Origin of the sequence: Pseudomonas sp. Root401, assembly GCF_001425105.1 — a bacterium.
Taxonomy (GTDB): domain Bacteria; phylum Pseudomonadota; class Gammaproteobacteria; order Pseudomonadales; family Pseudomonadaceae; genus Aquipseudomonas; species Aquipseudomonas brassicacearum.
On sequence record NZ_LMDO01000012.1, the window covers coordinates 318,093 to 333,495 of the forward strand.

Annotated in this window: 11 protein-coding genes and 4 pseudogenes; 6 read left to right on the plus strand and 9 right to left on the minus strand. The window is 59.7% G+C overall.

Annotated features, from left to right (window positions below; translation table 11 throughout):
- Positions 1-174: 174 nt before the first annotated feature.
- From ASC85_RS11355 to ASC85_RS32725, 8 genes and pseudogenes are all read right to left on the minus strand, one after another.
- The gene (locus tag ASC85_RS11355; protein WP_057449392.1) at positions 175-534 is read right to left on the minus strand and encodes a DUF6124 family protein; all 360 of its coding nucleotides are present in this window, start codon (positions 532-534) and stop codon (positions 175-177) included.
- Between the two features lie 517 nt (positions 535-1,051).
- Positions 1,052-1,663, minus strand: coding sequence for a DUF1349 domain-containing protein (locus ASC85_RS11360; RefSeq protein WP_156395635.1), 612 nt, complete (start codon positions 1,661-1,663; stop codon positions 1,052-1,054).
- A gap of 286 nt (positions 1,664-1,949) precedes the next feature.
- Complete coding sequence (locus ASC85_RS11365; RefSeq protein WP_028237770.1) at positions 1,950-2,420, minus strand: hypothetical protein; 471 nt, start codon at positions 2,418-2,420, stop codon at positions 1,950-1,952.
- Complete coding sequence (locus ASC85_RS11370) at positions 2,421-6,836, minus strand: RHS repeat-associated core domain-containing protein (protein WP_236712345.1); 4,416 nt, start codon at positions 6,834-6,836, stop codon at positions 2,421-2,423.
- Positions 6,837-6,920: 84 nt separating this feature from the next.
- Positions 6,921-7,271: a hypothetical protein gene (locus tag ASC85_RS11375; RefSeq protein WP_236712346.1), complete on the minus strand. Its 351-nt coding sequence runs from the start codon at positions 7,269-7,271 to the stop codon at positions 6,921-6,923.
- A gap of 63 nt (positions 7,272-7,334) precedes the next feature.
- Positions 7,335-7,769, minus strand: coding sequence for a DcrB-related protein (locus tag ASC85_RS11380; RefSeq protein ID WP_057449394.1), 435 nt, complete (start codon positions 7,767-7,769; stop codon positions 7,335-7,337).
- A gap of 18 nt (positions 7,770-7,787) precedes the next feature.
- On the minus strand, positions 7,788-9,421 hold a 1,634-nt coding region (tssI, locus tag ASC85_RS11385), incomplete at its 5' end, for a type VI secretion system tip protein TssI/VgrG (protein ID WP_177343169.1).
- 1 nt (position 9,422) lies between these two features.
- A pseudogene (locus tag ASC85_RS32725) lies at positions 9,423-9,830 on the minus strand (contractile injection system protein, VgrG/Pvc8 family); the annotation flags it as partial.
- Positions 9,831-10,105: 275 nt separating this feature from the next.
- Between ASC85_RS32725 and ASC85_RS11390 the strand changes: the two are divergent.
- From ASC85_RS11390 to ASC85_RS11410, 6 genes and pseudogenes are all read left to right on the plus strand, one after another.
- Positions 10,106-10,540: a DUF1795 domain-containing protein gene (locus ASC85_RS11390; protein WP_057449396.1), complete on the plus strand. Its 435-nt coding sequence runs from the start codon at positions 10,106-10,108 to the stop codon at positions 10,538-10,540.
- 54 nt (positions 10,541-10,594) lie between these two features.
- The gene (locus ASC85_RS11395) at positions 10,595-11,860 is read left to right on the plus strand and encodes a PAAR domain-containing protein (protein WP_057449397.1); all 1,266 of its coding nucleotides are present in this window, start codon (positions 10,595-10,597) and stop codon (positions 11,858-11,860) included.
- Between the two features lie 19 nt (positions 11,861-11,879).
- Positions 11,880-12,143, plus strand: a complete 264-nt coding sequence (locus ASC85_RS11400) for a hypothetical protein (protein WP_057449398.1) — start codon at positions 11,880-11,882, stop codon at positions 12,141-12,143.
- A gap of 118 nt (positions 12,144-12,261) precedes the next feature.
- Positions 12,262-12,339 (plus strand): annotated as a pseudogene (locus tag ASC85_RS33795) (hypothetical protein); the annotation flags it as partial.
- A pseudogene (locus ASC85_RS11405) lies at positions 12,325-12,887 on the plus strand (hypothetical protein). The pseudogenes ASC85_RS33795 and ASC85_RS11405, both read left to right, overlap by 15 nt.
- A gap of 12 nt (positions 12,888-12,899) precedes the next feature.
- Positions 12,900-13,220, plus strand: a complete 321-nt coding sequence (locus ASC85_RS11410) for a hypothetical protein (protein ID WP_057449399.1) — start codon at positions 12,900-12,902, stop codon at positions 13,218-13,220.
- A 138-nt stretch (positions 13,221-13,358) separates the two neighbouring features.
- On the opposite strand, the pseudogene ASC85_RS11415 reads toward ASC85_RS11410, so the two are convergent.
- Positions 13,359-15,231 (minus strand): annotated as a pseudogene (locus ASC85_RS11415) (type VI secretion system Vgr family protein).
- Positions 15,232-15,403 lie beyond the last annotated feature (172 nt).

A 15,403-nucleotide genomic window follows, 5' to 3' on the forward strand; every position in this document is an offset into this window, starting at 1 on the left:
TCGGCTCTGTAGGAGCTGGCGAAGCCTGCGATCTTTTGATCTTTCGCTTGAGACTCAAGTGCCAGGGAAAAGATCGCAGCCTCGTTGCACTCGACAGCTCCTACGGGCGCAGTCCAGCGGTGCGGTGCGATGTTTCGCTAAACCCCCTCGCCACGGGTGTGCGTGGTGTAGCGGCTAGCGTGGGTCGACATTATCCAGCACACGGCTGGCCAGCATTGAACTCAGTTCGATCAGTTGCTGGATGCCGAGGGCGATGTGGCGGCGGGGGCCTTCGAGGTCGAAGGCCAGGTTGCTGATCATCGCGTCGGCGGAAGCCAGGTTTTCGCTGAGATTGGCGAGCAGGCATTCGTTGTCGGCGTTTTTTGCCACGGTGAATAGCTGGTCCGGTTTGGATGCATTTTCGGACTTTTCCGGTTTGGGTAACAGGTAGTGATCCAAGGCGCGTTTGGCGGCTTCGTCGTGCTTTTTGTTTTTGCGACCGGAATGGGTAGACGTTGAGTCAGTTTCAGGAGGATTCGGAGTAATTTTGAACATCGTTGCGTTACCTCTAATGAGTAGGCCGCAACCATCTCGCTACTAAACGAAAGGAGGCAGCTGTGCGCAAGTTAGTAGACCGGTAGAGGTAACGGATCCCGGCGCGCCCGAAGGCGCCATGCGCACAGCCACCATCGAGTGCAGGCAATGCCTGACTGATGATACTCATGCAGCCGTTACTACTACCGGGCTACTAAACCCGACCACTGATGGGCAGTGGCAGGGAAACGATAGAAGCCATGGGAACGGCGCACAAGCGGGCGGATTCTGGCGTAGTTGTAGGCAATGGCGCAAGGATTCGTAGCCTGGCGGAAGCGTGGCGGAGGGAGAATAAACAAGCCTTCGCAATGCCCTGAATGCGGGGCGAGGAAGCTCGCTCCCGCTCCGCGGCGCATCCTTCGTAGAGCGGTTGATGCGGGTCCGGAGGGTTGATCGAGCCGGTGTTCGAACACCCTCACTCCGTCTTTTAACTGGCCTGACAGCTTTACAAGGTAGGCCTGCCTTCGAACATGTCCGCTTAGCTTAAATCATGCAGGTCTCGCTCCAAGGGACGTGTCAAACACCACTTGGAAAACTTCACCTTCAGGCCTTGCCGCTGCGGCGTGCAGCAAATCGGGCCGACCAGATAACTTTCCGCCTCAGGAAAGGGTGCGAGCCTAAGCAACGGCCAATTCAGGCCATCCGTTGAATATTGCAAGCGCAGCACGCCATTGGCGACGGTCATACGAAGCCAAAAGTCGCCGGGGTTGCCGGAAAAATAGCTAGGCGCCCAATCCGAACGGCCCTGGGTGAGAACGCTACTGATCATTGGGTTCCCATCGTTAAACTCTATCCCCGCCTTGACCCAGGTCTCCTCGTTGAGCCTGACCATGATGCCAGCTTGATCGTAAAGCTCGCGAAAGTCGGCATTGACTCTGACTTGAGCGGTAAAACCTCCGGCGGTTGGGAACCCCAGGAAATGTCCGCTATCGCGTATGAAACCGTAGTGGGTTTCACGCCAAAAGTCGGTCTGGAGATCAGTGACCACCTCCAATGAACCGTCTGGATAGACGAGAGAATGGCTCGGTTTATTCAACCACTTGGCAGCTCGCCATATAGAGCCTTCAAAATGCTGGTTGGCCACTGCCATCTGCTTTTTATCGACCAAGCTACCCTCCACAATTTATCGCTGAACATGGGTGATAAGAATCTGGCTTGCGCAGAACCAAGCTGGGTCGGCGGCGCAGCGTCGTAAACTGGCTGACGCGGTTTGCCTGGAAGAATGCGCCAGCCCTGTTGTAGGGTGGCTTCGCCACCCAGCGGGAGCAAGCTCCCTCGCCACGGGATCTGCGTTTCGCCTCAAATCTTGTGCTCAGCCAGCGTTCCGCTCTGCCTCTTTCTAGCTGGAATTCAGACGGATAATTTGATGGTTTATGTTATTGCGGTTTATGACGCCAGGAAGAAAAGTCGGATATGTAAATTTCATCCAGCGTTAGCGTCGGCGGTATGTTTTCGATGCTGTCAGCTATCTCGTCATAAGGTGTTGGCAAGATATAGCAGAGGCCGAAATCCTCATTGAGGATTATGACGCCATTAAATATGCGTTGGCGTTCGGTTAGTTTTTTTATCTGGTCAAAAGGCATTCCTGTGGAAAGCGTATTTTGGTAAAGCCCTTTGTAGCGCGGGTTACAACCTATTGAGAAAATTGTTCCGTCAGGTAGGGTCGAGAGGGTGAGCGTACTATCGATTATGTACGCTGTTCTTGTCTCGCCGTCAGGTAATGTGTAGTTTTTTATCTCGACTTTATGGTTTTCATAGAGTTCATTCATATAGGTCGAGATATTGTCTTGCAATAAAATATTCGCAATTGAATGCTTGGATTTTATGTCGGCTGCAAAATCAATCATTTAAATTCCACCGTTCATTAACGTACCGTTTACGTAAACTGGGGAGTCTTTTATAAGGTCATAGTTTTTAAAGTCACCATGTCCAATCCTGCCGAATACAACATCTTCGCCGGCTTTATTGACTTTATAGACCTTCCAATAATCATTTCCATGGATGTTGGGCTGGGTAGGGCTGCCGCCTGGATGGTAGTCAAGCTTGTAGGTGGCTCCGGATTTTGTACTGCGCACATACTGGACGTGCTGAATCGCATCCGGTCTGCCGGCTTGTGGATAGGTTTTGGTCCATCCTCGCGATGTCAGGTAGCCGTCGACGTCAGCAGGTTTTTTCCCTGTTAGTTTTCCAGTCCATCGTTGGGTTATCGTATTTTTTCTGGCAAATCCTTTGGCCGAGGTACAGCTCAGTCCCAGTGGGTCGGCATACCCTGCAGGATTCGGCGCATAAGCGTAGAAATTAATGCCCCCCGCCAACCCAATCGGATCCGGCGTAGTAAACCGCCCCACATCCGGATCATAAAACCTGAACGTATTGAAATGCAGCCCGGTTTCCCGATCCAGGTACTGCCCCTGGAACCGCAAATTCTGCTCTTCGATGTAATACGGCTCGCGCACTTCCTCCAGCGTATTGCCCCACACCCGATACGTAGCCTGCCAAACGTTGTGTCCGTCGGCTTCGGTGAGTTGTTCCGGCAGGCCGTTGAGGTCGTTGTGGTAGTAGCGGATCTTTTGCAGCGGGCCGCTGCCGTCGACGCGGGCCAGGGGTTCGTAGCCGTCGTCTTCGTAGAGGTACAGGCTGGTTTGCTGGTGGCGGTGTTCCTGCAACAGGCGCAGGCCATCCCAGGTGAAGCGAGTTTCGCCCAGCGGGTAACCATTGCTGTCGTGTTCGGTTTTTTCGATGCGCCGGCCCAGCGGGTCGTAGGCCATTTTCACCACGCTGCCGTTGTCGTTGCGCACCTCGATCAAGCGGCTTTCGGCGTCGTAGGTGAAGTGCTGCACGCCGCGTTTGGCGCTGCGTTTTTCGATCATCCGACCGAAGGCGTCGTAGCGGTAGCGCTTGTCCTGGTAGGTCAGCAGTTTGTTGTGCACCACCAGCCCGGCGCCGGGGGCCGGGCCGTCGAGCAGGTTGGCGGCGGCGTCGTAGGTGAAGGTCTCGCGCTGGCCATGCAGGCTGTCCTGGCTGGCGATGATGCGGCCGGTGGCGTCGTAGTGCAGCAACTGGCGCTGTTGCGCGGCGGGTTGCTGGTCGAGTTTGCCGATGAGATTGTCGACGGGGTCGTACTCGAAGTGTTTTTGCACCGCCGCCGGCAACAGTGAGGGTTGGCTACTGTGACGGCGTTGCCGTGCGCGCAGGCGGCCGCTGCGGTCGTATTCGCTGCGGGTGCTGATCTGCCCTTGGGTGCGCAGCACTTCGCGGTGCAGGCGGTCGCGTTCGAAGTCGCTGATGACCTGGCCGTCGAGGTTGATCTGGTGCAGGTGGCCGCTGCCGTAGTACAGGCGGTTGACCCAGCGGCCATCGGGCAGTTGGGTCTGGATCAGGTTGCCGAGTTCGTCGTAGTGGTGTTGCAGGCTTCCGGCGGCGCTGTTTTCGGCGAGCAGCTGGCCGGTGGCGTCGTAGGCGAAGCTCAGGGTCTGGGCGTTGCCTTGCAGGTCGGTGAAGGTGACGGCGGTGAGTTGGTCCAGCGGGTCGTAGCTGTATTCGGTGCGGCCATCGTCGGTGACTTTGGCGATCAGCCGGCCCACGGCGTCGCGTTCCAGGCGATGGACGATGGGCGCCGGCGGTGTTTCGGGAACGAGCGCCAGGCCCATGCCGTACGGCGCAGGCATCGCCGTCACCGCCGCGACGTTGTCGAGGCGGTCGTAGTCGTAGCGCTTGGCGCTGCCATCCAGGTCTTGTTGTTCGGTCAACCGATCCCCGATATCCCAGGCAAACCGGTAGCTCTCGCCATTCTCGTTGGTCAGCGCTTGCAGTCGGCCGAAGCTGTCGTAGGCGAACTGCACCTGCCGGCCTTGGGCGTCGGTGCGTTGGCGGACCTGGCCGCGGCGGTTGTGTTGGTAGAGCGTGGTATGCCCGGCCGGGTCGGTGTAGCCGGTGAGTTGGCCGGCGGTGTCGCGCTGGTAGTGTTCGGTGCGGCCGTCCGGCAACTGGCTGCTGAGCAAACGTCCCTGGGCGTCGTAGCTGAATTGGGTGCGCTCGCCGAGGGCGTCGGTGATGGTTTGCAGGTAACCGCGCGCGTCGTAGCTGAAGCGCGTCGGGTAACCCGAACAATCGACGTGTTCCACCAATTGGCCGAACGGGTTCCAGCGCAGCTTTTTGCTTTTGCCGGTGGCGTCGATGATCTCCACGACCTGGCCGTGGGTGTCGTAGCGGTAGCGGGTGATGTGGCCCAGCGGGTCGGTTTCCGCCGTGCAGTTGCCGCGTTGGTCGTAGCGGTATTTCCAGCTGTGGCCGGCGGCGTCGGTGTCCACCAGCGGCAGGGCCCAGTGTTCGAGCCAGAGGGTGGATTCGCTGCGGCCCAACGGGTCGGTTTCGCTGAGCAGGTTGCCGGCTTCGTCGTAGCTGAATGTGTACTGGCCGCCCTGTGGATCGGTGGCGCTGAGCAACTGGCGCTCATCGTTCCATTCGAACAGCCACGTCTGGCCGAGGTTGTCAGTGAACTGGGTGATCTGGTGCTGGCTGTTCCAGTGCCGGGTGCTGACCCGTTGCAGGCTGTCGCTGATGCGGGTGATGCCCGCCTTGAGGTCATAGTCGAACTGGTAGGCGTCGCCTTCGTCGGTCCAGTGGCGGACCACGCGCCATTCCTGGTCGTCGATCAGGACCCATTCGTAGAAGCAATGCAGGCCGCTGGGTAACTGGTGCTCGACCATCCGTTGCCCGGCGTCGTAGCGGAAGCGCCGTTGCACCTGGCCGGTGGCGTCGCGCACTTCGGCGAGGGTGTTGGCTGCGTCGTAGGCGTAGCTGACCAGCACTTCCCGCGATTGGTCGGGGTAGAGGCGCTCGATGTGGGTGACGCGTTCGCCTGCGCGGATCAGCTCGACTTGCACCAGGTCGAAGGTGTCGCGCAGTCGCACCAGGCGTCCGGCGTCGTCGTAGTCGAGGTGGATGCGGTTGTCGTTGCGGTCGCCCAGTTGGCTCAGGCGCAAGTGTGATGGGTTGGCGGGCGAAGGTTCGAACAAACGGTACAGGCCGTCGTCGCTTTCGATCAGCAATTGCCCGTTCACGTGGCGACGCACGGCCAGGCCTTCGCCGGCGCTGAACACCGCGCCGCCCAACGGGATGGAACCCATGTCGATGGGCCGGCCTTGTTCGTCGGTGTAGACCAGGGTTTCGCCGCCCTCGGGGTGGGGCAGGATTTCTACCTGGACTTCGTAGGCCACGCTCCAGCCGGCGCCGAACAGGCTGTCACGGCGTTCGTCGCGGCTGTTGTAGACGCGTTGCCAGTCAATCGGCAGGATGCCGGGCAAGACGAAATCCAGCTCCTCGTCACCGCCCAGCACTTTGGCCCCGGTGGCAGCGTGCACCGGGTTCGACGAACCCAGGGCGGCGTTGGCGGCTGCGTTCGCCGCGCTGCTGGCGGCCATGGACACCGCGCCGCCCACCAGCATGCACGGTAGTTTGCTGAAGAACTTGCCCTTGCCGCCCTTGAGCATCAGCAGCGCGGTGACCGCCAGGCCTACGCCCGGGGTCTTGCCGCTGCGGATCTCGCGCACCACCACCGAACCGCCGCCAATGGTCACGTCAGGGGAAATCAGCCCGGCCGACACTACGGTCGCATCGCAGGTGCTGCGGTCGCCACTGCGCACGGCGGGCTGGCCGTTGATGGTGACCTTGTCCGAGCCTTCGGCCATGAACTGCGGTGGCATGGGTGGGTGCTTGGTGCAGATCACCAGGTCTTCCGGTCGGGTCTCCGTACCGGGGGCGGGCGAGGCGACAGTGGGGCGCCACATCTGCGAGAAGAAATTCCCGGCCATGTCCAGGTAGCTGGCTTCGGCTTCTTCTTCCGGCTCGGGCATTTCCAGTTCGGTGCCGGCCGGAGCGACATGGGAAACAACAGCGCCGGCGGCGCGGGCCGAGGGGATGTTGTTGGTGAAGGTGTCCTTGGAGCCGGTGAGGATGTTGGCCTGCACCGTGGGCGGAAAGAGGGCGTTGCCGATGCCCTCGCATATATTGCTCAGGCCTTTGTCGGCCCCGGTCTTGCTCATGGCCAGGCCGACGATGGTGCCCACCACCAGGCCCAGGACGAAGCAACCCAGGCCGCCGGTGACAACGGTGATGCCCGTGGCCGCGACCACGGCGGCGGTCGCCAGGGCGGTGATCGCGATGTTGGCCGCCACCTCCAATACGCCGCCAAGGATGTCGGCCATCATCGAGGTGTGGTTGAGTGCATCGCCCAGGCGGGCGGCCCAGAGCGCGTCAGACATGCACGTTGCTCAGGCGGGTAGGGGGGCTGGGGAATGTGGGTTCAAGCAATTTGATGCCTTCCATTGCGCCGGTGTCCTTGTGGGTTATGGCATGCTCATTAATGCCATTTTCAGGCGCTTGATCAGCTTTGGTTTCTTGAGACAATCGGTGGGGCGTAGATCACCTAGCGCGGGCACTTTTTGCTCCATCCACCACAACCCTTCTTTGAGCCCTCTTTTACCATAAAGCACGACGGCCAAATCAAGGTGCTCATCCATGACCTTGGCCAACGTACGCGCGTTGTCATCGAGATAATCCTCTTCATACAAGCGTACAAAACTTCGCCAACCGTCATCGCCCACGTATTCGTCTTCCAGTCCCATGTTGAAACCTGCCAAAGGAATCAGTGTGTTGTCGGTAGGGTTGTACGTCGACGGCAGCCGGGGCTGCATCATCGTTATCCGGCATCCATGCAAGCTGACCCACCGCTATCGCGAGCAAGCTCGCTCCCACAAGGGTCAGGGTTGGGTGTCGAACACCAGCGAACCCTTGATCGTCGCCCAATGCGCCGCTTCGGCATCGCCGAGTTTCTCGGCTTTCACATAGCTCAGGGCAAGCATCTTGCGGGTGCCAGGCAGTACCAGTGCGAGCTGATATTGGAAGACCTTTTCATTGCCCTTGTTGAACTGGCTGCGCAATTCGATGGCTTCGACCTCCTGGTTGGCGCCCACGCGCACGGTGGCGCCCGGTTGGCAGCGCAGTTGCTGGACCTGTTTTTCCAGGCGCTTGAGCTGGTCGTCGAGATTGCTTTGCAGGGTCTCGCTCTCGGCCAGCAGGCTGCGGCTGACGATCAAGGAGGTGCCCAGCTCAGGGAACTTGAGAATGTTGATCGTCGCGTCCAGCAACTCGCTTGGCGGCAGCTGGAGCTGGAATTCATTGAGGCGGTAAGTCATGGCGCATAAATCTCGAAGTTAGCCCTTGGGGAACGCGGCGCTGATGTTGGCGTCGATGCTGCCCTTGACGCCTTGGCCGTCGGGCGTGGCACCGGGGCCGCCGCCGTTGTTCAGGTGCAGCACGCCGCCGGTGTTGAACTCTGCATCGCCGCTGGCGTAGAAGCTGATCTGCACGCCGGTCAGGTTGATCTGGCCGCTGGCGTTGAGCTCCAGGATGCTTTCACCGCACACCAGGCGCAGGTTCTCGCCCACTTCGATGACGTAGCTCTGGCTGATGCTGTCGGTCTTGCGCTGGCCGACGGAGAGGATGTCCTCCTGCTTGACGATGCGCAGGCGGTTGTTGCCGATGGTCACCGTCTCGTTGTGGCCTATGCTTTTGTTGCGGTCATGGCCCACCGAGTGGCTTTCATCTACCTCGACCACGATGTCCTGGTTACGCTCGGCGTGGATGTACAACTGCTCGGCGCCTTTCTTGTCTTCCATGCGGATTTCGTTGAAGTTCGCCGGCGTGCCGCCCTTGCTCGAACGGCTTTTCATGCCGCTCTGGGTCGCGTTATCTGGCAGGTCGTAGGGCACGGTCTGCTCGGCGTTATACACGCGACCGGTGATGATCGGCCGGTCCGGATCGCCTTCAAGGAAGCTGACGATCACTTCCTGGCCGATGCGCGGAATCTGCATCGAGCCCCAGTTTTTACCAGCCCAGGATTGCGACACCCGGATCCAGCACGAGCTGTTTTCGTTGGATTGGTCGTGACGGTCCCAGTAGAAATGTACCTTCACCCGGCCAAACTGATCGGTCCAGATTTCCTCGCCCTTCGGGCCAACCACCAACGCGGTTTGCGGACCTTTGACGATGGGCCGATGGGTAGTCGCCAGCGGACGATAACTTTGCTGGGCGTCGATGCAGGTCAGGCTGCTTTCGAACTGCGCGGTCGGCGCGCCACCACCGGTTTCACCGCTTTCCTGGGAGAGGTAGTAGCGAGCGCCGACGATCAGGTATTCGCGGTTCTGGTCCTGGCGGCTGAAGCCAGTGAGGCTGAACAGATGCCCCGAGCCCAGGCCCCGAGCATTGCCGGCCAGCTCGACTTGTTCATGCAGGCTCTGCAAGGCTTCGATGCGGGTGCGGGCGTAGTGTTCGCCGTCGGCGCTTTGCACGTAAGTGCCGGGGTAGTCATACAGCGGATAGTCGCCGGCCGTGTGCGGGCGCGGCATGGCCGAGCGCACGTCGATGCGTGCGCTGGGGCGCTGGAAATCGTAGTCGTTGAGCTCAAGCGAACCCGGCTGGACTTCCTGGGCCAGGTGCCAGTCGTGGATGTGGTCGCGCTCGCGCTGCTGCTCATTCTTCGGGTAGTACGGCACCGAGCCGTAGCCGGGGGCAGTGGTGTGGGCGCCATAGGCATCGGCCAGCACCAGCACATGCCGGCCCTGCTCATGGCGGAAGAAGTAGTAGATGCCTTCCTGTTCCATCAAGCGGCTGACGAAATCGAARCTGGTCTCGCGATAYTGSACGCAGTATTCCCACTCGCGATAAGGCCGGCTCARGGCGTCTTCGAAATCGGAAAAGCCCAGGTCGCGGAACACCTGCTTGATGATCTGCGGGATGGTGAGGTTCTGGAAAATCCGGCAATCGGAGGTGCGGGTCAGCAACCACANGGCGTCTTCGAAATCGGAAAAGCCCAGGTCGCGGAACACCTGCTTGATGATCTGCGGGATGGTGAGGTTCTGGAAAATCCGGCAATCGGAGGTGCGGGTCAGCAACCACAACCATGGACGCAAGGTGGCCTGGTAGCTGGCGAACTGGCCTTGGTCGACGTTCTGGCTGCAACGGGCGACGATGCCATGGAAATAGCGCTCACCACCGCCATCAAGCTGCAGGCTCACGCACATGGGTTTGCCGAGCAACTGGTTGAGGTCGATGGCATTGTCCAGCGAGTGCAGCTGCAACTCGTAGTTGAACAGCCGCCCCAGCTCTTCGCCACCGCCCATGTCTTTGAGCAACAGCACCTCGGGTCCCAGGGGGCTGGTGATCTTGGCCAGGCGTGAGGCTTGGTTGAATAACATCAATTATCCCTTGTTGATGCCTTGCATTCCCGTAGGAGCTGTCGAGCAACGCGAGGCTGCGATCTTTGCCCAGACCCTTTAGTCTAAAGCGAAAGATCAAAAGATCGCAGCCTTCGGCAGCTCCTACGGGGCGCTTGATCGCTAGAGTAGTGACGCTGATCGCATAATGTAGTTCGTTACTTGGGGTAGAGGAACCCGGTTCTTGATTGTTACCAGGCATTACTTGAATATCTGCTCCTTCGCGCGTCACCTCACGTCCATGGAAAGCGATTACTGTGACCTCTTACCGCATTCAAGAAGCCGATCTCGAAATCCCCGATACCTGGCAGGACCAGAGCATCAATATTTTCAAGCTGCCGGCAGTCGGTCCCGCTAAAGAAGCCAGTTTCGTCATCAGCCGCGATGCCAGCCAGGGCGACACCTCTTTTGCCGAGTACGTGGACCGCCAACTCAAAAGCGCGGAACAGCAACTGCCGGGCTTCAAGCTGGTGCAGCGCTGGGACACGGTGCTGCAAGGGCATACCGCCACATTGCTGGATTACACCTGGCAACGCGAAGGCCGCGACCTGATGCTGCGCCAGGTGTTCATCGAGCGTAAGCCCTCGGTGCTGATCACCACCTTGACCACGACACCCAATGATTTCGCCTACCATGAGCCGGCCTGGAAGGTGGCGATGCATTCGTTCAAGCCACAGCCTCCGATTGTCTGAGCATCGATACGTCCCACTGAGCAGTCATACGAATCAGTAAGGTAGATGCGCGCAATGGATGCACAGGCAGCGGCACGTCTGGGTGACGAAATAGCCCACGGGTTCGGGTTGGCCGCGATGGTCGCCGGAGCCGTGGCCGGTGCCTTGATCGGCGCCGCGGTCATTGCCGCGACTGTCGCCACGGGCGGCGTGGCGCTGGCGATCATGGCCGGATCGATTGCGGCTGGCGGCTTGTCGATGTTCCAGATCGTCAAGGGCCTCTCCACCATCTTCAACCTGCCCGAGCCCACCACGGGAACGTTGATAATGGGCAGCTTCAACGTCTACATCAACGACCGCAATGCCATGCGGGCGGGCGAAGACACGTCATCTTCCTGCACCGGGTTGCCGATGAACCACCCGATCTGGCCCTTCCCGGTGCTGATCGCCGAAGGCAGCGCCACGGTCTTCATCAACGGCAAACCGGCGGCGCGCTTGCACAGCAAAATGGTCTGCGGTGCCCACATCAAGAGCGGCAGCCCGAATACGTTCATCGGTGGGCCGACGGTGTCGGTGGCGTTTGTCCTGGATCTCGAAGGCTGGATGCACACCGGGTTGGAGGTGTTAGGGTTGTTGGCAGCCGGTGCGGCATTGGTCATGGCCGCCATGGCAGGTATCGCCGTGCTCGTCGAATTCGTGGTGGTCGGCGGATTGATCCTGGGGGGCATGGAGCTGCTCGGCGATTTAGGTGATCGTCTGGGGCCTGGCTATCGGGACTTGCTGCAAGGTGTCGCCGGCATGGCGATGCTGGGGCTGAGTCCGAAAATGGCGAAGGCGGCCAAGCCTGCCGAACTGCCGCCGCCCAAGTACAAGCCTGGCGTGACCGAGGCCGATATCCTGGCCATGCCGAAGGGGTCTCGACCCGACGCCGACACGTACCTGTCACCGCAATATGTGAAAGAACACCTGGCACAGTTCGAAAACGGCGCCTCACGCTTCACCACAAAGAACAACCTGGACAAGTACGGCATCGCCCAGCGCGACGGCACGACGTTCCTGATGCCCAAGGCTGAAGCCGATCAATTGATTGCCAACGCCAAGGGCGACAAGAGGGCATTGGAAAAGGCGCTTGGGCTGCCAGAAAACACCCTGGAAAGTAGTACCCTGGTGCGGGTCGATATCCCCGCGCCTAAAGACATGAACCTGCGGATTCCTTCAGGTAACGAGGCCGGTGCGAACGAATTCTGGATTCCTGGCGGCAAGCTGCCGACCGGTGCCAGCGAGGCGGTCATCGATGCCGGGGGCATTTTGCCCAAAGACTTCAGTTGGACGCCATTATGACGGTAGAGGTAGGCAAGTCATGAAATTTCAAGATGTTCTGGTCAGTCGCGAACACATGTTTTCCGTGGGTATCGAACAGGATTCGGGTCGATTCTATGTCTCCATACCGGTCAGCAACGGCATGGCGGACTATGAGGAATATTATGAAATCAACCAGGCGACCTTCGAGCTGTTCAAGCGTGACCCGGATGCCGCGCTGCCGTTTGTGGCGCGTTGCAGGAAGCGTGAGCTGGACGAGCTATTGATTGTCCAACCGGGAACGAACCGCGGCACCGCCGTCTGATCGTTGAAGGACAACGCGGCAAGACCGGCGCTGCGTTCGCTCTGACCGTGCCCAGCGATTTCTGGTCATCGATAACTCCCCTGTGCAGTCATACACACCAGTAAGTTGGATTTTCGCAATGGATGCACAGGCAGCAGCACGTCTGGGTGACGAAATAGCCCACGGGTTCGGGTTGGCCGCGATGGTCGCCGGTGCCTTGATCGGCGCCGCGGTCGTTGCCGCGACTGTCGCCACGGGCGGCGTGGCCCTGGCCAATGATGAGCTGGATAAATTCCTTGTCGGCGAGCCGTTCTACTTCCAGGAAGCTCAGAACGATAACGAAGAGCCGCAGAACATCGTCGCGGCTTTCGATTTGCTGGTGCTGCGTTACTGGCAACAGACCCGCGACCCTCAGTTTCCTGGGCGCTTCGTGGCGGCTTTGCTCAAGATTCTCGCAACCTACCCTGATCGCAATCGGGCGATTTATGTCGCAGCGGTGTGGGTCTGGTACTACCGGTTTTGCCTGAGCAAAAAGCAGGCACAACCCGAGGGGCTTTATGCCGACCTGTTCGAGATCGATATGGGCGCCGTGGCGCTGGCCCTTCAGCGGCAGCTTGAGCTCAACAAGGCTGAGCTTGTTCAGGACACGCGGTGGGCGGGCGGCACCTGGAACAGCCAGAACGGCCTGTGGGGCCTCTGATGCGCACCGCCCTGGTCGTTCGGGATAAGCTGGGCGGGCCTGACTTCGTGCCGGCCAATCTCTGAGTGATAAATGATGTGTTGAAGGCCTACGTGGAAAGAGCCGACGGTGATTCGATTCGTGTTCGAATCATGGATAACGCGCTGGACTCTTCCCTGCGTGCCATCGGGTTTTCGAATGCGGCAGAGAAAGATGTCTACGTTTTGCAGGTCGCGGATAACAACCAGAAGGCAAAGGTATTCGATGAACTCCGTTCATTGGGCGTGGCCTTTTCGGCGGGCAAGGAATGGTGCCCCTCCGAAGTTTTCGAATATCTTCGTGACGAGCAACTGCTGAGCGGCAAGTACTTGCGAGTCGCGTGGACGCAGCCCGGCCAATACATGCTTACGAACACGTGATATTGCTTCCGCTGGGCTGCGTTGTAGGAGCTGTCGAGTGCAACGAGGCTGCGATCTTTCCCCAGATATTTGAGTCTCAAGCGAAAGATCAAAAGATCGCAGCCTTCGGCAGCTCCTACAACGGTCCGGTCGTGAACCTCAGTGTTTGGCTTTCGCCGGGAACAACGCTTTTACCGCCGCATCGATAACACCCTTGATGCCCTTGCCCTTGGCATCCACTTCGCTGGCGCCTCCAGAGTTGAGGTCCAAACGGCCGCCAGTATCGATGTTGCCATTGCCACTGGCGTAGATGTTGAACGCGGTGCCCGAGATATTGATCTCGCCACTGGCGTTGAACTCCAGCACGCTTTTGCCGCACACCAGTCGAATCTGCGAACCCGCCTCCATGAGGTACTGGGTCGCGACGCTGTCGCTCTTGGTGCCGCCGACGACCAAGGCATCGTTGCGTTGTACTGCCCGCAGTCGGTCTTGGCCAATCCGTACGGTTTCGTTGTGGCCGATGCTTTTGTTGCGGTCGTGGCCCACCGAATGGCTCTCGTCTACCTCGACCACGATGTCCTGGTTGCGCTCGGCGTGGATGTACAGCTGCTCGGCGCCTTTCTTGTCTTCCATGCGGATTTCGTTGAAATTCGCTGGCGTGCCGCCCTTGCTCGAACGGCTTTTGGTGCCGCTCTGAGTGGCATTTGCGGGCAACGCATAGGGCACGGTCTGTTCGGCGTTGTAGACGCGACCGGTGACGATTGGCCGGTCCGGGTCGCCTTCCAGGAAGCTGACGATGACTTCCTGGCCGATGCGGGGGATCTGCACCGAGCCCCAATTCTTGCCGGCCCAAGCCTGTGACACCCGAATCCAGCACGAGCTGTTTTCGTTGGATTGGTCGTGACGGTCCCAGTAGAAATGCACCTTTACCCGGCCAAACTGATCGGTCCAGATTTCCTCGCCTTTGGGGCCGACTACCAACGCGGTTTGCGGACCCTTGACGATGGGGCGGTGGGTAGTCGCCAGCGGACGATAACTCTGTTGGGCGTCCAGGCAGGTGAGGCTGCTTTCGAACTGCGCCGAAGGCGCGCCGCCGCCGGTTTCGCCGCTTTCCTGGGAAATGTAGTAGCGGGCGCCGACGATCAGGTACTCGCGGTTCTGGTCCTGGCGGGTGAAGCCGGTGAGGCTGAACAGATGCCCCGAGCCCAGGCCCCGGGCGTTGCCGGCCAGTTCGACCTGTTCGTGCAGGCTCTGCAAGGCCTCGATGCGGGTGCGGGCGTAGTGCTCGCCGTCCTGACTCTGCACGTAGGTGCCGGGGTAGTCATACAGCGGATAGTCGCCGGCGGTGTGTGGGCGTGGCATGGCCGAGCGCACGTCGATGCGTGCGCTGGGGCGCTGGAAGTCGTAGTCGTTGAGCTCAAGCGAACCCGGCTGGACTTCCTGGGCCAGGTGCCAGTCGTGGATGTGGTCGCGCTCGCGCTGCTGCTCGTTCTTCGGATAGTACGGCACCGAGCCGTAGCCCGGCGCACGGGTATGCGCGCCGTAGGCGTCGGCCAGCACCAGCACATGCCGACCTTGCTCATGGCGGAAGAAATAGTAGATGCCTTCCTGTTCCATCAAGCGGCTGACAAAGTCGATCGGAAAAGCCCAGGTCGCGGAACACCTGCTTGATGATCTGCGGGATGGTGAGGTTCTGGAAAATCCGGCAATCGGAGGTGCGGGTCAGCAACCACAGCCACGGGCGCAAGGTGGCCTGGTAGCTGGCGAACTGGCCCTGGTCGACGTTCTGGCTGCAACGGGCGACGATGCCATGGAAGTAGCGCTCACCACCGCCATCGAGCTGCAGGCTCACGCACATGGGCTTGCCGAGCAGTTGATTCAAGTCGATGGCGTTGTCCAGCGAATGCAACTGCAACTCGTAGTTGAACAGCCGCCCCAATTCTTCACCGCCGCCCATGTCCTTGAGCAACAGCACCTCAGGTCCGAGGGGGCTGGTGATCTTGGCCAGGCGTGAGGCTTGGTTGAATAACATCGAGGGTCTCGTGCAGGTTGTAGTAACTGAAGGAACCGAATACCCACTGTGGGAGCGAGCCTGCTCGCGATAGCGGTGTGTCAGTCAACATTGATGTTGAATGTAACTCCGCTATCGCGAGCAGGCTCGCTCCCACAGGGGTATCTTCCACAGGAGTGACTGTGTTCCTGTC